24 protein-coding genes are annotated in these 25,634 nt (G+C 60.7%); 12 read left to right on the forward strand and 12 right to left on the reverse strand.

What is annotated here, in order from left to right; all coding sequences use genetic code 11:
• The first annotated feature begins 51 nt into the window (after positions 1-51).
• From IHQ71_RS05510 to dxs, 3 genes are all read left to right on the forward strand, one after another.
• Positions 52-975, forward strand: a complete 924-nt coding sequence (locus IHQ71_RS05510; RefSeq protein ID WP_258160949.1) for a pirin family protein — start codon at positions 52-54, stop codon at positions 973-975.
• 13 nt (positions 976-988) lie between these two features.
• Entirely contained in the window at positions 989-2,170 is a 1,182-nt protein-coding gene (locus tag IHQ71_RS05515; RefSeq protein WP_258160950.1) for a serine hydrolase, read from the forward strand.
• 188 nt (positions 2,171-2,358) lie between these two features.
• Positions 2,359-4,284 (forward strand): 1-deoxy-D-xylulose-5-phosphate synthase, encoded by a 1,926-nt coding sequence (dxs, locus tag IHQ71_RS05520; protein ID WP_258160951.1) that lies wholly within the window; start codon positions 2,359-2,361, stop codon positions 4,282-4,284.
• Positions 4,285-4,311: 27 nt separating this feature from the next.
• Here the strand turns inward: dxs and IHQ71_RS05525 are convergent, their stop codons facing one another.
• The 6 genes from IHQ71_RS05525 to IHQ71_RS05550 form a co-directional block, all read right to left on the reverse strand.
• Positions 4,312-5,493 (reverse strand): calcium-binding protein, encoded by a 1,182-nt coding sequence (locus IHQ71_RS05525; protein WP_258160952.1) that lies wholly within the window; start codon positions 5,491-5,493, stop codon positions 4,312-4,314.
• Between the two features lie 78 nt (positions 5,494-5,571).
• Positions 5,572-6,756 (reverse strand): calcium-binding protein, encoded by a 1,185-nt coding sequence (locus IHQ71_RS05530; RefSeq protein WP_258160953.1) that lies wholly within the window; start codon positions 6,754-6,756, stop codon positions 5,572-5,574.
• 428 nt (positions 6,757-7,184) lie between these two features.
• A complete protein-coding gene (locus IHQ71_RS05535; protein ID WP_258160954.1) occupies positions 7,185-8,192 on the reverse strand; it encodes a DUF4424 domain-containing protein in 1,008 nt (335 codons plus the stop codon).
• 113 nt (positions 8,193-8,305) lie between these two features.
• Entirely contained in the window at positions 8,306-10,219 is a 1,914-nt protein-coding gene (locus tag IHQ71_RS05540) for a methyl-accepting chemotaxis protein (RefSeq protein WP_258160955.1), read from the reverse strand.
• Positions 10,220-10,507: 288 nt separating this feature from the next.
• A complete protein-coding gene (locus IHQ71_RS05545) occupies positions 10,508-10,762 on the reverse strand; it encodes an exodeoxyribonuclease VII small subunit (protein ID WP_258160956.1) in 255 nt (84 codons plus the stop codon).
• 2 nt (positions 10,763-10,764) lie between these two features.
• A complete protein-coding gene (locus IHQ71_RS05550; RefSeq protein WP_258160957.1) occupies positions 10,765-11,691 on the reverse strand; it encodes a histone deacetylase family protein in 927 nt (308 codons plus the stop codon).
• 166 nt (positions 11,692-11,857) lie between these two features.
• Here IHQ71_RS05550 and IHQ71_RS05555 point away from each other — a divergent pair, with 166 nt between their 5' ends.
• From IHQ71_RS05555 to IHQ71_RS05565, 3 genes are all read left to right on the forward strand, one after another.
• Positions 11,858-12,442 (forward strand): biotin transporter BioY, encoded by a 585-nt coding sequence (locus tag IHQ71_RS05555; RefSeq protein ID WP_258160958.1) that lies wholly within the window; start codon positions 11,858-11,860, stop codon positions 12,440-12,442.
• Positions 12,443-12,503: 61 nt separating this feature from the next.
• On the forward strand, positions 12,504-12,959 hold the full coding sequence (locus IHQ71_RS05560; protein WP_258160959.1) for a DUF1284 domain-containing protein: 456 nt from the start codon (positions 12,504-12,506) through the stop codon (positions 12,957-12,959).
• Positions 12,960-13,028: 69 nt separating this feature from the next.
• Positions 13,029-14,342: a J domain-containing protein gene (locus IHQ71_RS05565; RefSeq protein ID WP_258160960.1), complete on the forward strand. Its 1,314-nt coding sequence runs from the start codon at positions 13,029-13,031 to the stop codon at positions 14,340-14,342.
• A gap of 9 nt (positions 14,343-14,351) precedes the next feature.
• On the opposite strand, the gene IHQ71_RS05570 is transcribed toward IHQ71_RS05565, so the two are convergent.
• From IHQ71_RS05570 to IHQ71_RS05585, 4 genes are all read right to left on the reverse strand, one after another.
• Positions 14,352-14,933: a histidine phosphatase family protein gene (locus IHQ71_RS05570; RefSeq protein ID WP_258162754.1), complete on the reverse strand. Its 582-nt coding sequence runs from the start codon at positions 14,931-14,933 to the stop codon at positions 14,352-14,354.
• Between the two features lie 15 nt (positions 14,934-14,948).
• Positions 14,949-15,788 carry an enoyl-ACP reductase FabI gene (gene fabI, locus IHQ71_RS05575; RefSeq protein ID WP_374989963.1) on the reverse strand — a complete coding sequence of 280 codons (840 nt, stop codon included), beginning with the start codon at positions 15,786-15,788 and terminating at the stop codon, positions 14,949-14,951.
• Between the two features lie 140 nt (positions 15,789-15,928).
• Positions 15,929-17,245, reverse strand: a complete 1,317-nt coding sequence (locus IHQ71_RS05580) for a DnaJ C-terminal domain-containing protein (RefSeq protein ID WP_258160962.1) — start codon at positions 17,243-17,245, stop codon at positions 15,929-15,931.
• An 89-nt stretch (positions 17,246-17,334) separates the two neighbouring features.
• Positions 17,335-17,685: an RT0821/Lpp0805 family surface protein gene (locus IHQ71_RS05585; RefSeq protein WP_258160963.1), complete on the reverse strand. Its 351-nt coding sequence runs from the start codon at positions 17,683-17,685 to the stop codon at positions 17,335-17,337.
• A 148-nt stretch (positions 17,686-17,833) separates the two neighbouring features.
• Here IHQ71_RS05585 and pdxH point away from each other — a divergent pair, with 148 nt between their 5' ends.
• Positions 17,834-18,448 (forward strand): pyridoxamine 5'-phosphate oxidase, encoded by a 615-nt coding sequence (pdxH, locus tag IHQ71_RS05590; protein ID WP_258160964.1) that lies wholly within the window; start codon positions 17,834-17,836, stop codon positions 18,446-18,448.
• 24 nt (positions 18,449-18,472) lie between these two features.
• Here pdxH and IHQ71_RS05595 read toward each other — a convergent pair whose 3' ends face one another.
• Together IHQ71_RS05595 and IHQ71_RS05600 are read right to left on the reverse strand one after the other, a co-directional pair.
• Entirely contained in the window at positions 18,473-19,528 is a 1,056-nt protein-coding gene (locus IHQ71_RS05595; protein ID WP_258160965.1) for a polysaccharide deacetylase family protein, read from the reverse strand.
• An 81-nt stretch (positions 19,529-19,609) separates the two neighbouring features.
• On the reverse strand, positions 19,610-19,870 hold the full coding sequence (locus IHQ71_RS05600) for a DUF1344 domain-containing protein (RefSeq protein WP_258160966.1): 261 nt from the start codon (positions 19,868-19,870) through the stop codon (positions 19,610-19,612).
• 247 nt (positions 19,871-20,117) lie between these two features.
• Between IHQ71_RS05600 and aroC the strand changes: the two genes are divergently transcribed.
• From aroC to IHQ71_RS05625, 5 genes are all read left to right on the forward strand, one after another.
• Positions 20,118-21,215 carry a chorismate synthase gene (gene aroC, locus IHQ71_RS05605; protein ID WP_258160967.1) on the forward strand — a complete coding sequence of 366 codons (1,098 nt, stop codon included), beginning with the start codon at positions 20,118-20,120 and terminating at the stop codon, positions 21,213-21,215.
• A gap of 72 nt (positions 21,216-21,287) precedes the next feature.
• Positions 21,288-22,388: a 3,4-dihydroxy-2-butanone-4-phosphate synthase gene (gene ribB / locus IHQ71_RS05610; protein WP_258160968.1), complete on the forward strand. Its 1,101-nt coding sequence runs from the start codon at positions 21,288-21,290 to the stop codon at positions 22,386-22,388.
• On the forward strand, positions 22,388-23,470 hold the full coding sequence (locus IHQ71_RS05615; RefSeq protein ID WP_258160969.1) for a hypothetical protein: 1,083 nt from the start codon (positions 22,388-22,390) through the stop codon (positions 23,468-23,470). The genes ribB and IHQ71_RS05615 overlap by 1 nt, the downstream gene beginning before the upstream one ends.
• A gap of 5 nt (positions 23,471-23,475) precedes the next feature.
• Positions 23,476-24,555, forward strand: a complete 1,080-nt coding sequence (locus tag IHQ71_RS05620; RefSeq protein ID WP_258160970.1) for a hypothetical protein — start codon at positions 23,476-23,478, stop codon at positions 24,553-24,555.
• A gap of 24 nt (positions 24,556-24,579) precedes the next feature.
• Positions 24,580-25,539: a hypothetical protein gene (locus tag IHQ71_RS05625; protein ID WP_258160971.1), complete on the forward strand. Its 960-nt coding sequence runs from the start codon at positions 24,580-24,582 to the stop codon at positions 25,537-25,539.
• Positions 25,540-25,634 lie beyond the last annotated feature (95 nt).

The following is a 25,634-nucleotide window of genomic DNA, read 5'->3' on the forward strand; positions in this document are numbered from 1 at the left end:
AAGGCGCGTTGGCCGCCTATATCAGGTAAAAGTCCTTCGAAGGAAACCATCATGTCCTTCTTCCCCGGCGAAGACCCGGAACCCGGAGATGCAACTGCCGTCGATCTCATCGAGCAGTTGATCATCCCGCGCACAACCGATCTCGGCGATTTCGAGGTGCGGCGGGCGCTGCCCTCCTCGAAGCGGCGGCTGGTCGGGCCGTTCATCTTTTTTGACCGCATGGGACCGGCGATTCTACGTGCCGGCAAGGCGGTCGATGTGCGGCCGCATCCGCATATCGGGCTCTCGACGGTGACCTATCTCTTCGACGGCGAGATGACCCACCGTGACAGCCTCGGCACCGGCATGGTCATCAAGCCGGGTGACGTGAACCTGATGACGGCCGGGCGCGGCATCGTCCATTCCGAGCGCACGCCGGAGAACCAGCGCGGCAAGGATCTCTCGCTCTCCGGGCTGCAGACTTGGCTGGCGCTACCGGACAGTCACGAGGAGATGGATCCGGCCTTCCTGCATGCCGAGGCCGAGAACCTGCCGGATTTTTCGGATGATGGCTACTACGGCAAGGTGGTGATCGGTGGTTTCATGGGTCTCAAATCGCCGGTCAAGGTTCCCACGGATACACTCTATGTCGATCTCCACATCGCGCCGCAGAAGCGCTGTACGTTCCCGGCGGGTGCGGAAGAGCGCGCGGCCTATATCCTGTCCGGCTCGCTGGTTGTCGGAGGTGTCACCTACGAGGCCGACCAGCTTCTGGTCTTCAAGCCGGGCGAAACCTTTGATCTGGTCGGGGGCAACGAGCCCTGTCATCTCATGCTCTTCGGCGGCGAGACGATGGCCAGCAAGCGCTATATCTGGTGGAATTTCGTTTCCTCCTCGAAGGAGCGCATCGAGCAGGCCAAGGAAGAATGGCGCACCGGCAAATTCGACATCGTCCCCGGAGACGAGGAAGAGTTCATTCCGCTGCCCGCCAATTGATTGAGAGTGACAGATGACCGATCCCAGCCAGTATCGCGATCCCCGCAATCCAGGTGGTCCGCTTATTCCGCGTGCCGAATGGGATGGCGCTCCCCATAATCGCTGGACCTTCCAGAATGTGCGCCAGATCGTGCCGACGGCGGAGGTCTGGCGCGGCCCCGGCCCGGTCCTGCCGCTGGCCAGCGCGCCCCAAAATCTTGCTGGTCTCGAATTCGAGTCCGACGGCACGCGGCAGACGATTGCCGAATTTCTCGATACCAGCTTCACCGATGGCTTCATCGTGCTGCACAAGGGCGCCATCGTTACCGAGACCTACATGAACGGCATGCAACCGCGCACGACGCATCTGTCGCAATCGGTGGCGAAGTCGATCGTCGGTACGGTTGCGGGCATCCTGCATGGGCGGGGCGAACTGGATTTCGCGGCGCCGGTGACCCATTACCTGCCGGAGCTGGCCAACACGGCCTATCGCGGCGCTACCGTGCAGCAGGTCATGGACATGCAGAGCGGCGTGCTGTTCGACGAAACTTATACATCACCCGATTCCCACATCGCCAAGGTCGATGCCGCCTGCGGCTGGAAGGAGCCGAAACCGGGCTGGCCGGACACGATGTGGAAGCTGATTACGGAACTCACGGAATCCGAGGCCGCACACGGAGAATCCTTCCGCTACCGCTCGATCGAGACCGACGTGATCGGTTTCATCCTGCAAAGGGTCTCCGGCCTGATGCTGCCGGAACTGGTGAGCCGCGAACTCTGGGCGCCGATGGGGGCCGAGGAGGACGCCTATTTCACCGTCGATCCCTCGGGTTATGGCCTCGCCGACGGTGGCTTCAACGCCACGCTCCGAGACTACGCCCGTTTCGCGCAGCTCATCTGCAATGTCGGCGCGGCGCATGGACGGCAGATCGTGCCGCGGTCCTTCATCATCGATCTGCCCAACGGCGACCACGCGAAGTTCGGCGGCGATTACCGCATCGCGCTGCCCAAGGGCGCCTATCACAACCAGTTCTGGCTCGAAGAGCCAGGCGAACCGGTTGCCATCTGCCGGGGCGTCTTCGGGCAACTGATCTACATCAATCCCCGGCATGACTTCGTTGCGGTCAAACTCTCGACATGGCCGGAGTTCACTCATCCCCGCCGCACGCGAACGGCGCTTGCCGCTATACGCGCAATCCGGTCTGTCGTGGTATAGGAACATTCGCGGCGCGTTTGCGGATTCAATCGAAATCCGGTGCCGCGACTATTTGCGGCGTCGCTTTGCCGACGAAAATGTATACTATTTCTGCCGGACGCCCTAAATTGCGCCTTGATGCGGTTGAAAAAAGCCTTCGAGACGATAGAACGCCGCACGAATATGCCGCCCGGCGAGCAGGACCCAAAGTGACACAAGCGCTGAATACCCCCATCCTCGATCAGGTTGAATTTCCCGCCGATCTTCGCAAGCTCGATGACAAGGATATGCCCCAGCTTGCGGCCGAACTGCGTGAGGAGATGATTGACGCTGTCTCCCGGACGGGCGGGCATTTGGGCGCCGGCCTCGGCGTGGTGGAGCTTACCATCGCCATCCACAAGGTGTTCAACACGCCGCATGACCGGCTGATCTTCGATGTCGGCCATCAATGTTATCCGCACAAAATCCTGACCGGCCGCCGCGACCGCATCCGCACGCTGCGCCAGGAAGGCGGCCTTTCGGGCTTCACCCGCCGGGCGGAGAGCGAATACGACCCATTCGGTGCGGCGCATTCCTCGACCTCGATTTCGGCCGGCCTCGGCATGGCGGTCGCGACGAATCTCGATGGCACGAAGCGCAACGTGATCTCGGTGATCGGCGATGGCGCGCTTTCCGGCGGCATGGCGTATGAGGCGCTCAACAATGCCGGTTCGCTCGATGCGCGCCTGATCGTCATCCTCAACGACAACGACATGTCGATCGCGCCGCCAACCGGCGCCATGAGCGCCTATCTCGCGCGGCTCGCCACGGGAAGGACCTATCTCGGCTTCCGCGAGATCGGCAAGAAGCTGACCGCCTATCTCGGCAAGAAGGTCGATCGCGCCGTCACCCGCGCGGTCGAGCATGCCCGCGGTTATGTCACGGGCGGCACGCTGTTCGAAGAACTCGGCTTCTATCATATCGGCCCGATCGACGGACATTCCTTCGACCATCTGCTGCCTGTTTTGCGCAATGTCCGTGATAACAGCACTGGCCCCGTGCTGATCCATGTCGTGACGCAGAAGGGCAAGGGCTATGCGCCCGCCGAGGCGGCTGCCGACAAGTATCACGGCGTCAACAAGTTCGACGTCATCACCGGCACCCAGGCCAAGGCCAAGCCCAATGCGCCGGCCTATACCTCGGTCTTCGCCGAGGCGCTGCTCGAGGAAGCGCGCCACGACGAGAAGATCATCGGCATCACGGCCGCGATGCCCGACGGCACCGGCCTCGGCAAGCTCGCGAGCGTCTTCCCGGAGCGCTGTTTCGATGTCGGCATTGCCGAACAGCATGGCGTGACCTTTGCCGCTGGCCTTGCCGCCGAGGGCTTCAAGCCATTCGCGGCGATCTACTCCACCTTCCTGCAACGCGCCTATGATCAGGTCGTTCATGACGTGGCGATCCAGAAACTGCCGGTGCGTTTTCCCATCGATCGCGCCGGCTATGTCGGCGCCGATGGCCCGACCCATGCCGGTTCGTTCGACACGACCTATCTCGCGACGCTGCCCGGTTTCGTGGTCATGGCGGCTGCTGATGAGGCTGAGCTCAAGCACATGGTGCGCACGGCTGCCGCCTATGATGAAGGCCCGATTTCCTTCCGCTATCCGCGCGGCGAAGGCGTCGGCGTCGACCTGCCTGCACGCGGTTCGATCCTCGAGATCGGCAAGGGCCGTATTGTCAAGCAGGGCTCCAAGGTGGCGATCCTGTCCTTTGGTACGCGGCTGGCCGACGCGCTGCTCGCTGCCGAGGATCTCGATGCGGCCGGCCTCCCGACCACTGTCGCCGATGCCCGTTTCGCCAAACCCCTCGACCATGACCTGATCCGACAGCTTGCCCGTCACCACGAAGTGCTGATCACGGTCGAGGAAGGCTCGATCGGCGGCTTCGGCAGCCACGTCCTGCATTTCCTCGCCCATGAAGGCCTGCTCGATGGCCGGCTGAAGGTGCGGCCACTGATCATGCCCGATATGTTCGTCGAACAGGCCAAGCCCGAAACGATGAATGCCCTGGCGGGTCTCGACCGCAAGGGCATCGTATCGACGGTGTTCGATATGCTGGGGCGGGATAGCGGCCAACATGGCACGCTGGTCAACGGGTAGAGCTTACAAGTCGCGGCGCTTTAACAGTCAGATCGGTCCTAGCGGAAGGAACGAAAAGTTGTCCTCTGTCAGTTGATCGGCATCGATGCCCGACAGCACGATCCTGTCGCCCTTGCCGAGCGATATCCACGTATTCTCGCCGTGCTGGCTGATATCGAGATCGCTGAAATCCACGTTCCCGAGCTTGTTCAGCCAGATGATGTCTTCGCCGAAGGTAAAGTCGCCGATCGTGTCCTTGCCGTCGCCTCGGATGAAGAGGAAAGAATCGAAGCCGTCTTCGCCGATCATCGCGTCCGTGCCGCGACCACCATTGATGAGATCGTCGCCGGCTCCGCCAACAAGGGTATTGTCGCCCCGGTTGCCGAAGACGTTGTTGTCCTCGTCGTTGCCGAAGCCGCTGACGTTCTTTTTGCCGGTGAGATAAAGCGCCTCGATATGGTCGTCGAGGGAGAAGGTCGCGGATGACCGGACTCCGTCATACCCTTCGCCGGCCTCCTCGACAATGATCGCATCGCCCTTCGAGATCCTGTATTCATCGTTGCTGTCACCGCCGATGAGTTGTCCGTTGACATTGCCTTTCCTGGTATCAATCATGTCATTGCCGGCGCCGAACAGGATGTCGCCCTCGACGTTGCCGGTATTGATGAAGGTGTTTTCGCCGTCACTCAGGATGACGACCGCATAGGCCTGTCCGCTGATCGTGCCCTTGTTGATCACGTCGGCACCTTCTCCACTGGCCACATATAGGCCGACGGTCGCGCCTTCTATGGTCCCACCCGCTCCGTTGACGACACGGGAGTCGTCGCCGTGGCCGAGAATCGCGTAATTGCCCGAGACATGGCCGAAGTTCCGGATGTTGGTGTTGATATTGGTATCGATGCCGAAATCCGTGGCTTCGATCACGCCGCGATTGACGATCTTGGTATCGCCCCCGACGCTGTCGATGCCGGTGGCGCCCTTGATCTTGGAATGCTCACCGATAAGGATTGTCGTGCCGAAGGCGGCGACTTCGATCGCATGGATGCCGGCGCCGGTACTGGAGACATCACCGAAAAGCTTCAGCGTGTTGCCGAAATCCTGATCGGAGAGCGCAATCGCGGGTGCCCCGGCTACCGTGATCGCCGCTTGCTTCTCGAGCGTCCAGGTCTTTTCGGCGCCGTTGATCTGCCACTGCTCGTTGGTGTCCTCGCTGATGACTTTCTTGGCCACTATAACTTCTCCTGGTCCGGTTCGCGCACGTTCGCCGATGCCGCTCATGCGGCCCCCATTGCCGGGCTGACGAATGCGCTAGGCGACCGATGTGAGTTGGAAGGTGAAATCGTTTTCGTCGATGATGCTGATATCGGTGTTCATGATGACGAGACGGTCGCCCTGACCCAGGCTGATCCAGACGTCGGCGCCATGCTGGCTGATCCTGCCCTCGAGATCGTCGAAAGAGTCGAACTTCTTGAATTCGGGCAAATAGATTTGATCCACGCCATCTTCGAAGCCGGTGATGCGGTCATGGCCGTCTCCGCGCTTGAAGACGAACATGTCCTCGCCTTCGTCGCCGTTCATCACGTCATCGCCCTTGCCGCCGCCGAGGAAATCGTCGCCGGCACCGCCCGCGAGCGAATTATCACCCTTGTTGCCCATCACGACATTGTCGTCGTCATTGCCCCAGCCGCTGCCGTCGGCCTTGCCGATGAGGAACAGGTTCTCGATGTTGTCCTCCAGGCTGAACGACGAGGTCGAGTAGACCCGGTCGGTGCCGAAGCCGAGGATCTCCGAGATCTCGGTGTCGTGGCTTGACACTTTGTACGTGTCGTTTCCGTCGCCACCGTTGATCACGCCGTCCACGAAGCCCTTGCGAACGTCGATCGTGTCGCGTCCGCTACCGAAATAGAGGTCGCCCGAGACGGTGCCCGTGTTCCTGAAGAGGTTGTCGCCGAGGCTGGTGATCGTGACTGCGGCATCCGCGCCGCTGATCAGGCCATGGTTGATGACCCGGCTGTCGTACCCGTCCTCGATCAAAATGCCGATCGAATTGCCGATGATCTCGCCACCGGCGAGGTTCTTGACGACGGAACCGCCATAGGTTTCGATCCCGCGCTCGCCCGAAATGTCGCCATCGCCCCGGATCACTGCCGCGGTCGTCGACAGAATTCCCTGCACGTTGCCGACGATGTCGCCATGGTTCATCACCCTGAGGCCATCCGCTTCATTGCGGATGCCCGTCCAGGCGTCGATGCGGCTGGCCTTGCCGATGGTGATCGTCGTGTCGTCGCCGGCCACATTGATGCCGCGCGCCAGTGCGCCGTTGGCGTCGAGATCGCCGAACACGTTCAGGTGGTTGCCGGTGCTCGATTCGAGCACCTCGATCGTGTCGCCGAAGACGGTGATCGTCGCGTCCTTCTTCAGTGTCCAGGTTTCATCGCTCTCGTCGATGGTCCACGTTGCATTGCTGTCTTGGTTCTTTACATACTTCGACACGGTGAGCTCCCGATCATGCAATCGCAAAGGTGAAGTCTTCTTCACCTGATGCGTCGAGATTGATGCTCGGGATGATCAATCGGTCGCCATTTATGCTCGACCTTGAAAAGCAATCTTCAGAAATGCTCATGTTTTGCATGGGATTCCTCCGTGTTTCGGAAGCCCTTTTGCTTCCTTTTCATGGAGGCATACTCACCCATGAGGGCGCGCTGCGGCTGTTCCCCTGGTAACAGGAATGAAAAATACTTAATTACATGAATTACTTAGCGGCGGGATGGCGTTGGTCAGACGATCGTGTCGGACCAAGCCTGCCGATAGCATCGCTATGTTTCTGCAAGATAAATTCTGATGGATGATCGTATCAGGCTTGCTTCAGCTGGACGTGTTTACTGTATTAATTGTTTCAGCGTGGAGCCGTTGGTTTGGTGCTACGGCGCCTGCGTCGGCACCAGGAGCAGGATGTCGAGATCTTTCTCGGGGTAGAAATCCGCGGCCGTCATCTCGAATGTCGTCGGGCCGGTCTTCTTCACATCCGTACCACAGAAGCTGACATAATTGTCGCCTTCGCCCTTATCGACGATCAAAGTGAACTTCTTGATCGGGCCGGACCAGTTGGCACCGGTTGTCAGGACATAGGAAATCCAGTTCTCCACGAGATAAGGCTGTCCGTCGCGCATCAGGGCATTGGATTTCTTCGCGAGCTTCACGAAGCTGTCGTCAACACAGAACTTCTTCTTGTATTCCTCGAAACGCTCGCCCTTCGGCTCGTTGTTCTCATCGAGGAATGTTGTCGCCACGGTGCCGCCGACGCTCGGGCGGTAGCGGTGGGAAACCTTGATATCCTTACCCGTGGGAAAGCTGGTCTTCCAGTAGTAGGCGGATTTCAGCGTCCACATCGGCACATATTCCTTCTTCATGCCGGAGCCGTCGTCATAGATATCGGGGATGACAAGTCCCCTGGTCAGCAAGTCCTCGATCGTTTCCGGCGGAAGCTTCTTGAGTGCCTCTCGTGCCGCCTGACTCTGAGGATTCATCGGCAGGCTTTCGGCGTTGATGGCATCGGTCATGTCGAGGTCGCCGACATAGATGCGCTGCTGCAACGAGGGTTTCAGGTCGGCGCCGTCCTGGGTGACCGAGAAGCCGAGGAAGTTGTCGCTCTCGACATCGCCGGCATCCATGTTCTGCTCCGGCCCGCCCGGAATATCCGGCATCGGGAAGGCGACATAGGTCTCGACTTCTGCGTCCGATGTGTTGCGGAAGACGTAATCCACCCGCACCTCTTTCGGCGAGATGTAGAGCTTCTCCTCCTCCATCGAGACCGCGTCGCTGCGCGTATAGACCAGCCCGCCCGTCTTGAGTTCGGCGGTCGTGTCATTGGCTGCTGCCGTGGTGGCGTAAAGGGCGAGGATGAGGCTCAGGGACGCGATGCGGGTCATGGTCGAACTCCGGTTCGCGGCCGAAGCTACGGGCGGGGGAGGCGGCCGTCAATGGTTCCGGAGACGCACAAGACCCCTGAAGCAATCGAGGGGCCCTGCATTGGTTCTGCTGATCAGAACTCTTTCCAATCCTGGGCGGCATTGCTTGCCGCGGCTGCCGGCCGGCGTACGGCCGTTGCCGGGCGCGAGGGCAGCCGCACCGGCTCCGCCATCGCCCGTGCCACCTGTTTCAGGGCAGATTGCGCGTCCCCACCGCTCGCCAGCTTGAACTGATCGACCAGTCCGCGCAGCCGTTCGGCCTCATTTGCCAGGCTGACAGAGGCCGCCGTGGATTGCTCGACCATCGCTGCGTTCTGCTGGGTGGTCTGGTCCATGGCGTTGACGGCCTGGTTGACCTCGGCGAGCCCCACGGACTGCTCCTTGGTCGAGGTGGCGATCGCCTGCATGTGGCTGTTGATATCGCCGATGAAGCTGCAGATCGTTTTCAGCGCGGTTCCGGTTTCGCGCACCAGCTTCACGCCGCCCGCGACCTCGGTCGAAGAATTGTGGATCAGCCCCTTGATCTCCTTGGCGGCATTGGCCGAACGTTGTGCAAGCTCGCGGACTTCTTGGGCAACGACGGCAAAACCCCTGCCTGCGTCGCCGGCGCGCGCCGCCTCGACACCGGCATTGAGTGCCAGCAGGTTGGTCTGGAAGGCAATCTCGTCGATCACGCCGATGATGTTCGAGATCTGCTGCGACGAGCTCTCGATGCGCTGCATCGCCTCTTCGGCCTGCGACACGATCTCTGAGGACTTCACGGCACTCTGGTTGGCCTGCGTGGCGATGCCGCGCGCCTCTTCCGTGCGCTTCTCGGAATTGCCGACATTGGCGGTGATCTCGTCGAGCGCCGCGGCGGTCTCTTCGAGCGAAGCCGCCTGCTGTTCGGTCCGGCGTGAGAGGTCCTGCGCGCCGGTGGAAATCTCGCGCGTCCCGCTGTCCATCGTCGAGATGCCGCTGGAGATCTGCGACAGCGCCTCGCCGAGTTGGCGTATGGAGCTATTGAAATCGTGACGCAGGGCCTCGAATTCGGGTGCGAAGGCTTCGGTGAGTTCGAAGGCGAGATCTCCTGAAGACAAGCGCTTGAGGGCAGCGCCCAGACCCGATGTGGCGATCCGAAGCTTCTCGGCGGCATCCGCTTCCGCGCGTTCCTGAGCCGTGACGCGATCGACCTCGGCCTGGAGCCTCGCCGCATCGGCCTCCTGCTCCAGCCGCTTGTTCTCGATTGCCGAGTGGCGGAACACCTCCACCGCGCTCGACATCGAGCCGATCTCGTCCTTGCGGCCGGCATAGGGAATCGCCGCCTCGGTGTCGCCGTCGGCCAGGTTACTCATCGCGCCGGTGATCTGCCGGATCGGCTTGCTGACATTGGAGAGCACGACCCAAAGCGCGAAGCCGGCGCCCGCCGCAGCGAGCAATGCGACAAGCCAGAGCGCGCTGGTATAGATCAGCTGCTCGGCGACGGATTTCGAATATTCCTCGCCACCGACGCGAATCTGCAGGTCGATGAGCGCGCTGATGTCGGAGCCGAGCGGGTCGATAACCGCATAGAGCCGATCGACGACGAAGGTGTCCAGTGCGGCCTTATCCTTGGCAGTCATGATCGTGATGAGTTTTTCGATCTCGGGCGCGGCGGCACTTGCCTTTGCCTCGAAGTTTTTCGCGATCGCGGTTTCCTCGTCGGTGAGATAGGTCGACCGATAGGTCGTCCAGGTCTTTTCGATCACTGCCTTCGCGTCCTGGATCGATTTTTCGCCGGCGCTCCAGTCCATGCCGCCGTTGCGGACCTTATGCGCGGTATCGACGATGTTCACCGCATAGAGATCGGCGACCACCTTCAACTGCTTGGCGGGAACGAGGCGATCCTCGACCACCGTCTTGAGGCTCGCGGAAATATCCGATGTGATGATGAAGGTCGCGACGAGCAGACCTGCGATGATAAGCGCCAGCGACAGAATGCAGGCGGCAAGCTTTGATGTAATAGTCACGATGTCCCCCAGAAACAATCCTGGGTAGAACGCTTCATCAATGTGGCAAGAAGCTTACCCAGGTAAGATTATGCCAATATATATATCTGAAGTATTTGCGGAAAATTAATATTACAAGTTGCAATTATAGGTGGAGTTTAGACGCAGGGAGCTTTGCTAAAATTGAATATTGTCTAGTTCTTCGGGGCTTTGATGATGATTTGCTTGCAACGGCGTCAAAAGATCATGCGTATGAATAATATTCATGCGCGGTCCGGTGCCCTTAAATCTCGCGTCGCATATGATTCGTCACTCGCGATCGAGAGGCTCGGTGCCTACGGCTTTGCCACCGCGATCGACGCGGATCTTCTCGATTCGTGTTTCGGCGGCATTGAGCAAAGTTTCGCAATGCTTCTTCAGCGCCTCGCCGCGTTCGTAGATCTCGATCGACTGGTCGAGTGCCACGTCGCCGCCTTCGAGCCGCGCGACGATGCTTTCCAGTTCCTTGACGGCCTGCTCGAAGGAAAGTGCGCTCACATCGATCTTTTCAGCACTCGTATTCATCGTCACCCTTTCATCAGCCGGCAGATATGCAGGCCCGCCGATTCGGCCAACCCCTCCAGATCATAGCCGCCCTCCAGCACGCTGACGACCCGGTTGCCGGCATATTTGCCCGCGATGTCCATCAGCTGTCCGGTTATCCAGTCGAAGTCCTCGCCAACCAGGTTGATCTGCGCCAGCGGATCCCGGTAATGCGCATCGAAGCCCGCCGATATGATCACGAGATCGGGCCGGAAATTGTGCAGCGCCGGCAGGATGCGGCTTCGCACAGCGTCGCGGAATGCAGCGCTGTCGTCATTCGGGCTGAGCGGTGCATTGACGATATTGCCGGCGCCGGTCTCGTGTCTGGAGCCTGTGCCGGGATAAAGTGGCATCTGGTGCGTCGAGCAGTAAAGCACGCTTGGATCGGCCCAGAAGATATCCTGCGTGCCGTTGCCGTGATGGACGTCGAAGTCGATGATCGCCACCCGCTCGGCGCCGTGCGCCTTCTGCGCATGGCGCGCCGCGATCGCCACATTGTTGAACAGGCAAAAGCCCATCACCTTGTCGTGCTCGGCATGGTGGCCCGGCGGACGGCTTGCGACGAACACGTTGTCGGCTTTGCCCGCGAAGACATCATCGACGCCGGCCATGGCTCCACCGATTCCGGTCAGCGCCGCCTTCAGGCTCTCCGGGCTCGCATGCGTATCCGACTCGATCTGGCGCACGCCCTCCTCAGGCATCGCCCGGATAACCTCGATAAGGAAGGATTCGGGATGGGCGAGCGTCACCGCATCCTCATTGGCAACAGGTGCCTCGAGCCGTTTGAGCTGTTTGAAATTCTCGTGCTCCAGCGCCGCATTCAACGCCCGCAACCGGTCGGGGCGCTCCGGATGGCCCGGCGGCACATGATGCTCAAGGAAAACAGGATGTTCATAAAGGATGGTTGTCATCGGCAGACCTTAGTGCGTAGGGCCAGTGGGGTAAATCGCGTAGATCGCTTTTCAACAATCATCCGAAGTGGCGGGAATATTGCAGTGCGCGTCGATATTCGCGATTGCAATATGAACGGATTTTGTGACAGAAAGGTCCGAATTATCTGCGATGGGGAGTTTCCAGATGGCTGAACTAGCAACAAGATCCAGCATTTCAACCCTTGAGGCGCTTGCCAGCGGCTCGCTCGCCAAAAAGGCGGCGATCGTCGTCCTCGGCAGTCTTTTCCTTGCTGCCATGTCGCAGATCACGGTCTTTTTCTATCCGGTTCCGATGACGTTGCAGACGCTTGCCGTCATGCTGATCGGCGTTACCTTCGGATTCCGCATGGCGACAGCAACCGTGGCGCTCTACCTGGTCGAAGGCTTTGTTGGTTTCCCGGTCTTCGCCGGCTTCATGTCTGGCCCAGCCGTGTTCATCGGTGGCACCGGCGGCTATCTCTTCGGCTTCCTCGCCGCAGCCGCGCTGATGGGCTATCTTGCCGATCGCGGCGTGACCAAGGGCTGGATGGGAATGATCGCGACACTGCTTGCAGGTGAAGTCCTGATCTTCGGCCTCGGCATCGCCTATCTCGCCTACCTCTATGGTTTCGATAAGGCGCTGGAATATGGCTTCTATCCTTTCTGGATGGCTGATGTTCTGAAGCTTGCGATTGCCGCCGTCATGGCCAAGGGCGTTCTCAAGGGCGCCTCGCGCTTTGCGCAGCTCTAAGCCCGAACCCGAATCGGACCCGACATCAATGATGCCCGTGCAATTGCGCGGGCATCATTTTTTGTGCATCCTGACTTATCGCGGCTACGGCTATACGCCCGCTTTCGTCGAGAACATGTCGTCGATCGTGGCGGGCATCGAGCGTGGCAGGCCGGTCCGGCTCGTGGATGGACCGGATGACATCTGCAACGGCCTGACGCCCGCCGACCGGCTTGACTGCAACCACGATTGCGGCAAGGCCGAGACAAGGGATATCGACGCGCTTGCCGTCGCGGCTGTCAAGGAACTGCTCCCGGCGGATGTTGGCCAGGCGATGACGCTGGATGCAGCGACTATCTCGACGCTGCGCAGGCATTTTGCCACCCACTCGATCCGCGATGCCTGTCGCCGGTGTTCGTGGGCGGAATTCTGCACCACCATTGCGGCTGAAGATTTTCGCGATACGAAGCTTTTCAGCCCTTCCGTTCCGTCGCCAGGCCGCGAAAAGCGTCTCGTCAGGAACGGTCACGATATTTGACGCTTGTTTCTGGAAAGCCGCGTTGATTTCCGCTAGGATTGCGTCGTTGTTTCACCGGGGGTGGTTCGCATGCGCCATAGCGATCCTGAGGGCTTATACCGCGCCCTTGGAGTCATGCCGACCGCCGATCAGGAGGAGATCAAGAACGCCTATCGGCGGCTTGCCAAGGAAACACATCCAGATACGTCTTCGGATGGATCCTCGTTCCACTTCCACAAGGTCTACAACGCCTACAAGATTCTCTCCGACATCCAGTCGCGGGAGCGCTACGACCGTCGCTTCACTAGGGATGACGAGGATTATTCCTGGCTCGGCATCGATCCGGTCTGCTGTTCGCGCTGCGGAAGCGCGACCGCGCAACCCAGGAAGCTTTCCTTCATACGCGTCTACAGCGCCGTCTTCGCATCCTTCCGCCGCCCGGTGCAGGGCATCTATTGCCAGCGTTGCGCCCAGACGGAAGCCATCAAGTCCTCGCTGTTCACTGCCGTCTTCGGCTGGTGGGGCATTCCCCTGGCGCCCTACTTCACGCTGCGGGCGATCGCGCGCAATGCCCTTGGCGGCACGCGCGACATGGCGGCCGAGGAGCAGCTTCTGTGGCAGAACAGCCGCGCCTTCGCGGCCAAGGGCAACCGCAAGCTCAGCTATGCGCTGGCGCGCAAGCTGATCGATGCCAGCGACAGCGAGGTGGCGGAGGGCGCGCGCGAACTGGTAGAAGATATGGAAGCGCGCGGTGCCAATCCGCGCAAGATCAAGCTCAAGGATCCCTGGCGCATCAAGCCCCTGAGAGCCATGACGCATCTGACGCTGGCGGCGATACTCCCGCTCGGTATCGGCGGCGTGGTGCTCGAAAGCCTGCAGCCGGACAATAGGCAGGAAACCCGCGAGATTGCCGCGCTGACCTATGCGGCGGTTCCGGTGGATCCCACCACCCGTGCCATTCTGCCGGACACGAAGCTGAAGCCGTCGCCGCTCTGCTGGAAGGTGCCCGAGAATGGCGAAGTTCTCTACCGCATCAATCCACGGGTCTCGCCGGGCCATGGCATCACGCTGATCAACGACACGCCGAAAGAGGCAATCGTCAAGGTCAGGAGCGCTTTCTCTAAGCGCCTGATCGCGGCCGTCTACATGGTCGCCAATGCCAGCGCCGAATTGGGTGGCATTCCCGATGGATATTATGTCGTCCAATATGCGTTCGGCCAGCAACTGGCCAATGGCTGCGTGTCGTTCGTGACGACCGATGGTGCTTGGCAGTTTCCGGATACTGAAAATCTCCGCACCATCGCCACCGGGCAGGGGCCGCAGCACCTGGATTATTCGCTGTCGCTGGCACCGGAGCAAGGCGTCGCGAGCCCGGTCAAGCCGTATGCCTTCAATCTCAATTGAGAATTTTGGTCAGACCCACGCGATCTGATTATCTTCATAGCGCAGGATGCGATCCTGCGGGATGTCGAGATTGGCCGCATCCTCCCGCTCCACACCGCCGGCGAGCTTGAAGATGCAGCGGATCACGCCGCCGTGGCAGACGGCGACGGTCGGCCGTTCGAGCGCCTTCAGCCATGAGCCGACGCGCCAGGAGAGGATCTCGTAGCTCTCGGCGAGGTCGCCGGGCGGGATGAAATCCCACTTGTTGAGGTGGCGTTCGCGATAGCGATCGGGCTGGTTGATCTTGATTTCGCGCGACGTGTAGCCTTCCCAGTCGCCGAAGCAGATCTCGATCAGGCGTTCGTCGAGGCTGTAGATAGATGGGTCGAGCCCGGCGGCAGCGCGCAGCCGCTCCATGGTTTCGCGCGCCCGTCCAAGCGGGCTCGAAACGAATTCATAAACGGAGAGATCATCAACAAGCCCGGCGAGCCTGACGCCATTGCCGGTCGCCTGGGCGCGGCCGGTTTCGTTGAGGGGGATATCGCGCTGGCCCTGGAGCCGGTATTCGGCATTCCAGTCTGTCTGCCCGTGACGGATGATGAAATGTGTCACGGGCATGCGAGAAAGCTATTCCTTGACCACCGAAATATCGGGCGCATCGACGGCCTTCATGCCGACCACGTGATAACCGCTATCAGCATGATGCGTCTCGCCGGTGACGGCGCGCGACAGGTCCGACAGCATGTAGAGGCCGACATCGCCCACCTCTTCGATGGTGACGGTGCGGCGCAGCGGCGCGTTATATTCGTTCCATTTGAGGATATAGCGGAAGTCGCCGATGCCGGATGCTGCGAGCGTCTTGATCGGGCCTGCGGAGATCGCATTGACACGAATATTCTTCGGTCCGAGGTCGACGGCCAGGTACTTCACGCTCGCCTCGAGCGCGGCCTTGGCGACGCCCATGACATTGTAGTTCGGCATCACCTTCTCGGCACCGTAATAGGTCAGCGTCAGCATCGCGCCGCCGTCCGTCATCAGCTTTTCGGCGCGGCGCGCCACTGATGTGAACGAATAGACCGAGATCTGCATCGTCTTGGCGAAGTTTTCCGGGGACGTGTCGACATAGCGGCCGGTCAGTTCGTCCTTGTCGGAAAATCCGATGGCATGGACCAGGAAGTCGATCTTGCCCCAGATCTTCTCGATCTCGGCGAAAGCCGCATCGATGCTGGCCTCGTCACTGACATCGCAGTCGCCGGCCACGATGGCGCCGATCTCGGCCGCCAGCGGTTCGACGCGCTTTCTCAGCGCTTCGCCCTGATAGGTGAAGGCGATTTCGCCACCCTGGGCATGAATGGACTTGGCGATGCCCCAGGCGATCGAGCGGTTGTTGGCAACGCCCATAATGATGCCGCGCTTGCCCGCCATCAATCCGGTCATATGTGCCCCCTTCAGAAACTGATAATCCATTGTCGCCTATGGCACAGGCTGCCCGGCGGTTCAAGCTGCGCTCAAATCACCAAAAGTTAGCGATAGCAAGAATTGGTGTCCCAGAGGGTGAAATAGTTGCTTTTAAAAGGAGTTTTTCAACAGGCGGTTTCACCGAACTGTCACAGGAAGAGCCCTTCGCGCAAAGCGCGCATCAGGTCGATGACCTTCTGGTCGGGGTGGTCCCAGAGCATGACGCGGATCTCCACGATCAGGTCGCCGCGCATGCCGTTGCCCTTGGGCAAGCCCTTGCCGGGCACTTTGACCGTCCGGTCCGAGCCGGACCATTCGGGCACCTTGATCCTGACCGGACCATCAAGCGTCTCGACCGTCGCGTCGCAACCCAGCACCGCGTTTTCGATGTCGATGTCATGGAAGGTGCGGAGATCGTAGAAATCCGTGCGATACCATTTGTGCGGCTTGACCCGCAGCGTCGCCAGCACGTCGCCGCGCCGCATGTGGGGCAGCTTGTGGCCATAGCCATCCATGCGCACGGTCGTGCCATCCATGGCGCCATCGGGCAGGGTGATGCTGAGCAGCTTGCCGTCGGGCAGGGTGATGGCGGGATTGACGCGATTGACGAGATCCTCGATCGACACCATGGCATCGATATTGAGGTCAGGGGCCTTCTCCGGTGCCGGCACTTGGCCCGTCAGCCGCTTGACGAGATAGGAGATGAGATTGAGCGCCGGTGACGGCGCGCCTTCGGCCTGCGGATCGGACGATTCGACGTCGGGCTGGGCTTCCTCCTGTGGCGCGGCCTTCTCGGCGGGCTTGGCGGCTTCAGCTTTCGCGGAGTCTGTCCTGGCCGATTCCGCCTTTGCCGATTCGGGCTTGGCTTGTTCCGGCTTGGATGCAGCCTGCTCGGCATTGCCGGCAGGCGCTTCAGCGGACCTGTCCGCTTTCCGGCGCTCGCCGAAAATCTTGGTGAAGGCCTGCTGGGTTTCCTCGTCCATTTCGCTGCCGGCGGCGGGCTTCGCGGCTGCGGACGCCTTGCCCTCGGCCTCGGCCCTTGCACGTGCCTCCGCCGCTGCCTTGGCGCGGGCTTCCGCTTCGGCCTCCGCCCGCATGCGGGCTTCCGCCTCGACCCGTGCCTTTGCTTCCGCCTCGGCGCGGGCGCGTTCGGCCCGCTTCTCCATGAAGGTCGGTTCCTTGGCGCCGCCGGCTCTGCCCGGCGCATAGGCGCTGCTCGCACCGCCACCGAACGACGTGCGGTTCAGCATCTCGTCGTAGCGGCGGCGCTTGTCCGGGTCCTTCAGGAGATCGTAGGCGCGACCGGCTTCGGTGAAGCGGGTCTGGGCCTGGGGATCGTTGCGATTATGATCGGGATGCAGTTTTTTGGCGACGTTGCGCCACGCAGCCTTGATTTCAAGCTGGTCCGCCGTCCGGCTGATGCCGAGAATTGCATAGGGGTCGCGCATCCGGTTGTCGCTGGCCATGGATCGGGAACTCATTCACCAGGTTGTCATAATTGGCTTATGTCAGACTTTCGTATCCGTTCGGTAAATGACGGTTGCGACCGTTGCTTTTACGTCATTTCCTTGAATGCGATGATCTGCCAGTCTCCCGAGCCGACGAGGCAGGCCTTGCCGCCATAGTTCGAGATGCCGCGATAGGAGTGCCGCGTGGTGATGAACGTCCGGCAAACATAGGAGCCGTTGTTCTCTTCGCGGATGGAATTGATGACACCGGCGCTGCCCGTGGTCGTGTTGGCCCAGGGGATGGACACGCTCTGCGACATGCGGCTCAAGTCGGCGGAAGACACGGCGTTGCGGATCGTCGCTTCGTCGGAAACGGTATCCGCCGGCGCCTTATAGACTGCGCTGTCGACCGAATTGGTGGTAATCTTGGTGTCGGTTTCGTCCCCGCCTAACCCCATGCAACTCGCAAGCAGCAGCGGTAAGGCCACTACCGCGGCAAATTTCACCGCAGCTGCGACAGGGGCCTTTTGGGCGCCATCCGGCTTTGATATGTGTCGCAAGCTTGGCCTACAGAACTCGAACAAAAGATAGGGCTTCTTTCAGATCATGAGCGGAAATGAGTTAACAACCAGTGACTTCACCCAGGAAAATGAACCATTTTCTCTGTTTGGCACATGGCTGAAGGAGGCCGAATCGGCTGAGCCGAACGACCCGAACGGGCTGGCGCTCGCCACCGTCGACGCGGATGGCATGCCCAATGTCCGCATGGTGCTTCTCAAATCCTTCGATCTGGACGGATTTGTGTTCTTCACCAATTATGAGAGCAGAAAAGGCCAGGAACTGCTCGGGCAGAAGAAGGCGGCGATGGTGTTCCATTGGAAATCACTGCGCCGCCAGGTGCGTGTCCGTGGCGACATCGAGACCGTTTCCGACGCCGAAGCCGACGCTTATTTCGAAACCCGCGCCCGCGGCAGCCGCATCGGCGCCTGGGCGTCGAAACAGTCCCGCCCGCTCGAAAGCCGCTTCGCATTGGAAAAGGCGGTCGCCGAATACACGATGAAATTCGGCATCGGCCACATCCCGCGCCCCGCCCACTGGTCGGGCTTCCGGCTACGGCCGGTCTCGATCGAATTCTGGGCGGATAGGCCTTTCCGGCTGCATGACCGGGTGGAATTCGCCCGGGCAGGCGAGGGCTGGGAGAAGGTGCGGATGTATCCGTGATCGTTTTGGCGGTTCGGTTACCCCTTACTTCGCCATCTTGAACGGAATCCCGCTCGCCAGCGCCCTGACATAGCGGCCCTTCTGATACAGCCCGTTGAACGAGATGCGCGGTAGCGCCGTCATGTCGGCAGCCATATCCGATGTCAGTACCCCCGGCCGCGTCGTGACGCCGATGGGAATGCCGAACTCTCTCAAGAGCTGTCGCTCGCGCGCCGATACAGAGCGGGCATCGCCATAGGTATAGGCAAAGCCGTTTGCCCGTTTGCCCGTCATCGCCTCGACCGCTTGCACCGATTGCTCGATCTCGCGCCGGGCGTCCGCTTCGGGCAGTCGCGCAAGCCCGCGATGGCTGACCGTATGCGCACCATAGGAGACGAGTGGATTTTCCGCCAGTTCTCGCAGTTCGTTGGCCCGCATGGTGAGTTCGCGCGTGATGGCCAATGGATCGATGCCATGCCGCCGCGCCTCTTCGTCGAGTTGCGAGACAGCGCGCGCCTCGTCCGATGTGCTCACGAAATCGGTGACCCGGCCGAACGCGGCGAGCTTCTGCTCATGCGTTGCCGCCGGCACCGGCTCGGTGCCGAGGCCGAAGTCGAAATCGAAAGCTGGCACCTTGTTGAGCAGTGCTTCCAGCGTTTCCCACCACAGCGAATGCGTGCCTTCGATGAAGCCCTTGGTGAGGAAGATCGTGAAGGGCGCATTGTGACGCGTGAAGACGGGCGTGGCTTCGGTCTTGTTGTTGCGATTGCCGTCATCCAGCGTGAAGCAGGCGAACGGGCGTTTTGCATCCGGGTTTGCAAGCCGTGCCGGAACGTCTTCGAGGCGGATGAATTCGTAGCCGCGTGCGGCAAGCGTCGTCAGCGCCTCGTCGAGGAATTCCGGCGTGATCTCGAGGATATCGTTGGGATGAAAGGGCCTGATGAAACGCGGCCGCACGTGGTGCAGCGTGAAGATCGCCCCCAGTCCGCGCGTTCCGGAGGACAGGCCGAGCCCGTCGAGCACGGCCGAAACTTCGAGCCCGGATGTGATCACCGCGCGCTTCACGGCGGGGGAGGTCAGGCTCTTGATGAAGCGTAACATGACGGATGATCCGGTTTCCAACGACCTTCGGAACCTATCAGCCGCCTGTTAATCCTTGCTGAATGTCAGATCAGCGCCTCTTCATTCCACGATCTGGAGGTCGTTGATCACGCGCTTGCCGTCGGTCTCGGTGTAGAAGACCACGACCTTGACGCCCTTCTTCAGCCCATCGAAATTGAATTCCTCGGGCGCCTGGTACTTCTTGCCATCATCAAGCACCAGGGTCAGCTTGTCCTCGTCGACGCCCTCGATCACCGCTTCGACATCCGCGCTTTCGGCGAATGCGCTATACGGCGTTATCAAACCTGCGATGCCCAGGAAGATTGCGAGGAGGAAGCGCATGGAAGTTCCCTTGACGTTTTTTTGTGCAACGCTTTGCTTCCCCATGTCTCACTCCTGAATGTGGCAAAATTTTCTTCGAATTGGGGTATTTCCGGCCGGAAGTGTTAACATGAAATTTGCTTTGTTCAAGCGCTGGCTTGGCGCCACGCGCGGCAGCACTTTTACGCTTCTATTTTCCGCATTCAGGCACTATGAGTGCCCCGGGAAACCTTGAAGGTGCCGGTCAGCCGGCTCGGAATAAGCATTCATGTCGCACAACACATTCGGACATCTTTTTCGCGTGACGACCTGGGGCGAGAGTCATGGGCCGTCGCTCGGCTGCGTGGTCGATGGCTGCCCGCCGGGCATTCGCTTCACGCTGGATGAGATCCAGCACTGGATGGACAAGCGCAAGCCGGGTCAATCTAGCTTCGTTACCCAGCGGCGTGAGGATGATATCGTCAAGGTCCTCTCCGGCGTCATGCCGGATGCCGATGGCGTGACGCTGATCACCACGGGCACACCGGTTTCCATGCTGATCGAGAACACCGACCAGCGCTCGAAGGATTATGGCGAAATCGCCCGGCAGTACCGGCCGGGCCATGCCGACTTCACTTATGACACCAAATACGGCATCCGCGATTATCGCGGTGGCGGTCGATCCTCGGCACGGGAAACCGCAGCGCGTGTGGCGGCAGGTGGTCTGGCGCGCAAGGTCATTCCAGGCGTCACAATTCGTGGCGCTCTGGTGCAGATCGGCATACACAAGATCAATCGCAAGAACTGGAACTGGGACGAGGTCGGCAACAATCCGTTCTTTGCGCCCGATCCGGAAATCGTACCGGTCTGGGAGGAATATCTCTCCGATATCCGCAAGAAGGGTTCGTCCATCGGCGCTGTCATCGAAGTGGTGGCGGAAGGCGTGCCGGCCGGCATCGGCGCGCCCATCTACGGCAAGCTCGACCAGGATATCGCCTCGGCCCTGATGTCGATCAACGCCGTCAAGGGCGTGGAGATCGGCAACGGCTTCGGCGCCGCCGAAATCACCGGCGAGGAAAACGCCGACCAGATGCGCATGGGCAATGACGGCGAGCCGATCTTCCTCTCCAATCACGCCGGCGGCATTTTGGGTGGCATTTCCACCGGCCAGCCGGTGATCGCGCGTTTTGCCGTCAAGCCGACGTCATCGATCCTGACCGAGCGCCTGTCGATCGACGCGGACGGCAACAATGTTTCGCTCAGGACCAAGGGTCGCCACGACCCCTGTGTCGGAATCCGGGCGGTGCCCGTCGGCGAGGCGATGGTTGCCTGCATCATTGCCGATCACTATCTGCGTGATCGCGGCCAGACGGGCCGGTTAGATTAGAGCAACTCCAGGGAAAGTGTGAAGCGGTTTCCCGTCCGGAGTGCGGAAGACGAGAAAGTAGGGGTTTTTGGAATGGCTTACGACCAGAAGCGCGTCGTCGATGCGATCCGGGCTTTCGAGCGCGGCGAGATCGTCGTGGTGACGGATGATGACGACCGCGAGAACGAAGGCGACCTGATCGTCGCCGCGGTCCATTGCACCCCTGAGAAGATGGCCTTCATCGTGCGCCACACGTCGGGCATCGTCTGCACGCCGATGCCACGCGAGGAAGCCAAGCGGCTGAACCTCAACGCCATGGTGGCCGAGAACGATTCGGCGCATACCACCGCCTTCACCGTCTCGGTCGATTTCAAGCACGGCACGACGACGGGCATCTCGGCCGATGATCGTACCGTCACGGTGCGCAACCTGGCCAATCCCAATGTCAGTTCGGCCGATTTCGTCCGGCCCGGCCACATCTTCCCGCTGATTTCGCGCGAGGGCGGCGTGCTGATGCGCTCGGGCCATACGGAAGCCGCCGTCGATCTCTGCCGGCTTGCCAGCCTGCCGCCGATCGGCGTGATCAGCGAACTGGTCAATGACGACGGCACGGTCAAGCGCGGCCCGCAGGTCTCGGCCTTTGCCGAAGAACACGGCTTCAAGCAGGTCTCGGTCGCCGACCTGATTGCTTATCGTCAGCGCAAGGAAACGCTGATCGAGCGCGTCGCGAGCTTCGAGATCGATACACCGCACGGCAAGGCCAAGGCCTTCGCCTATTCGCTGCCCTGGGACCCGATGCAGCATCTCGCCGTCGTGTTCGGCGATATCCGCGACGGCGAGGATGTCCTCGTCCGCCTGCATATGGAAAATGTCGCAGCCGACGTGTTCGGCAATCCCCGCCCGGTCGATCGCTTCATGGCGCGGATGGCCGAAGAGGGTCGCGGCGTCATCGTCTATCTCCGCGAGGGTTCGGTCGGCGTCGGCGCCACGGAGCATAACCGCAAGATGGGCCACGGACGCGAGGGCCATTCCGAAGCGCAGGCGCGCGAAAGCGAATGGCTGGAAATCGGCCTCGGCGCGCAGATTCTGAAAGATCTCGGCATCGCCTCGATCAAGCTCTTGTCGTCGCGCGAGCGCCACTATGTCGGCCTCGAAGGCTTCGGCATCAAGATCGCGAGCACGGAGCTGCTCTGATGTTCGTTCTGCATGTCGGGCCGCACAAGACAGCGACGACCTGGATGCAGACGAACCTGCACTACAACGCGGCTGCGCTGGAAAAAGCGGGCTGGCTCTATCCTCAGGTGGGCGAGCGCGTGGTGATCGCCCATCACGATCTCTCGGATCATCCGGCCGAGATACTGGACGAAAGCAGCCGCAAGACTGCCGCGTTCCGGAAGATCGCCGAGAAGGCCACTGCGGGCAATCTCAACATCCTGCTCTCCTCGGAAGGCTTCAGCAAGTGGCGGCCGCAGCATCTGAAGCGGTTGCAGGAGATGATGGCGCCACATGAAATGCGGATCGTCTACACGCTGCGCGATCCGGTTTCTCTGACCTATTCGCTCTGGGCGCAGAAGGTGAAGACCGGCGGTCCGAAATCGCTGCCGCAGCACTATGACGAGCAGGTCCGCAAGGCGGGCAAATCCCGCTCGCTCGATCCACTCACCGACCTGCAAAAATACCGCGACGTCGAAAATGCCGGCCTGACAGTGCTTCTCTATGATGAGATCGGCAGGCAGGGTCGCGACATATTCGATGTACTCACGGAGGACGTGCTGTCCATCGGCACATTACCCCACGCCGAACGCGGCACCGCCAACGAGCGCGAGCCGCTTGAGATGACAGAGTTCATGCGGGCAATGCTGGTGCGGATGGGCCGCTGGAAGGGCGGCGAGCGCGTCAATATCGGCCGCGTCTTCAAACATATGCTGACGGGTGCCACCCGCAAGGAGATCATCGAGGCCGTCGCCGCCGTGCCGCAGGCAAAGCGGGTGATGACGATGCGCCGCGACGACGAGGCGTATCTCGCGATGGAGCGCAAGCTGCTGAAGCGATTCTCGGCCGAGATGGTGCCGCCGCCCGGTGCAAAACTCTTCCTCGAGGGCGAGGCGACATTCGACTATTACGACGACACGGTGCTCGCCGCCGATCCCAGGGTGAAAGCGCTGCTCGACGACCTGACGAAGAAATTCCGGCCCGGCGGGTTCAGGATGACGGTCGCCAACCTCGCGCGATCGTCGCTGATGGGCTGGCGCCGCCTCGTCAACAGGTTCAGGTGACCCGAATGCTTGTGATCCATATCGGCCCGCGCAAGACGGCCACGACCTATCTGCAATCGAATTTCTATCGCAACCGCAAGGAACTGTTGCAGAAGGGATGGCTCTATCCCGTCGTGTCGCAGCGAGCTCAGAACGCACACCACGGGGTCGTCTCGTCGAAAGACGATGTGCTCGCCGAGAAAGGCGGATTGTTCAAGCGGCTGAAGCGCGCTGCCGCGCAGGCCGCCAAAGCCAACGCCAATATGCTGATCTCCTCGGAAGGCTTTCGCAAATGGAAGGCGAAGGATTTCGTGAAGCTCGGCAAGGTTCTCGATCAGGACGAAGTACTGATCGTCTACACTTTGCGCGATCCGCTTTCGCTGCTTGTGTCGGTATGGGGCGAGACGATCAAGAACGGGCGCGGCACGGCGTTTCCCAGATATGCCGAGCGCCAGCTGGCCGATCCGCTCAAATCCGATATCCTCAACGCGCTGATCGAGCTTCAACCGATCCTTGATCATCCGAAGCTCCGGCTCACGGTCCTGAATTTCGAAGCGGTCCGGCGCGGCAGCGAGGATATCTACACGGCGTTCGGCAAGCACATTCTCGGACTGGATAGCCTGGTTCCGACGCGTGACAAGCCTGCCAACTTCTCTTTTCCGATCGAAATCTCCGATTATCTCCGGCACCTCGCAAAGATAACTGACTACGATCCCAAGAAAAGCGAGATGCTCTTTTCGCGTCTCTTTCTCGCCTGTCATTCGACAGACGACATGGAGAAGATCACCGTGGCGATCCGCGAGGCGGGACGCGACGTCCGGCAGGTCGTCCGCCTCGATCGCGATGCCGAATGGTATGGCGCGCTCGAGGCTGACCTGATTGCCAAGCTCGGTCCCCGGCTCCATCCGCTGCCGGTCGATGGGAAGATTTTTCCGCGCGGCGCCACCGAGATCGTGTCCCACGACATGGAGCGCTTGGCCCAGCATCCCGAAATCGCGAAACTTCTTGGCGAATCGGTGAATAAGTTGAAGGCTGGCCGCGTACCATGGACGAAAAGCCGCTTCATGCGGACATGGCGCTACATTCAGCGAACTCTCGGTTTCTGACCGGGGCACGGTCAGGGAAACAGCATGTGGGACTTCTCGATAGGCCGCACACTTGGGCTGATGGCCCGTACATTTCCTTTCATTCTTCTCCGCATGGCCGTCTATTTCGGCATCACGATCGCCTATATCGCTGCGACCGGGGCAGGGGCGGGCATCGGCTATGGCGTCGGCCATATCAGTGACGATCCGGCGAGTTTCGGCATCTGGGGCGGGGTTGCCGGCTTCGCCGTCGTCTCGATCGCGGTCTACTGGATCCGCGAATATCTGCTCTATATCCTGAAAGCCGGCCACATCGCCGTGATGGTGGAACTGATGCAGGGCAAGGCGCTGCCCTTGGGCCAGGGCCAGATCGCCCACGCCAAGGAAGTCGTCACCGCGCGCTTCGGCGAGGCCAATCTTCTGTTCGTGCTCGACCAGTTGATCAAAGGCGTCATCCGCGCCATCACCGGCATGCTTGGCGGTGTCGCCTTGTTCCTGCCGATCCCCGGCCTGCAGGGCCTGATCGGCCTGATCACCGGCATCGTCCGCATGTCGCTGACCTATGTCGACGAGATCATCCTCGGCTACAATATCAAGACCGGCTCGAGCAATCCGTGGGAGACATCCTCCCAGGCGTTGGTGCTCTACGCCCAGAACGGCAAGACCATGATCAAGAACGCGGTCTGGCTGACAATCATGCTCTACGTGGTCGCGATCGTGATCTTCATCGTCATGCTCGCACCCATGGCGACGCTGTTCTACATCATGCCCGGCTATCTCGCCGGCTGGTCCTTCGTCGCCGCGATCATCTTCGCTTGGGCCTTCAAGGCGGCGTTCCTCGAACCGTTCGCCATCGCCGCGCTGATGGACGTCTATTTCCGCACTATCGAAGGACAGGTTCCGAACCCGGAATGGGACCGGAAACTGTCCGAGGCATCAGCGAAGTTCCGGGAGTTGAAGGACAAGGCGCTGGGTGGGATGAACCCTGGTGCGGCGTTGGGCTGAACACCCCTCACCAAGTTCGTCCAGCCAATCGGCTCCGCCTCTTGGGGACGAACTATCCTCTCCCACAGGGGGAGAGGTAGATTCGCCGCGGCCCC

This window comes from Rhizobium sp. TH2, assembly GCF_024707525.1.
Lineage (GTDB): Bacteria > Pseudomonadota > Alphaproteobacteria > Rhizobiales > Rhizobiaceae > Rhizobium_E.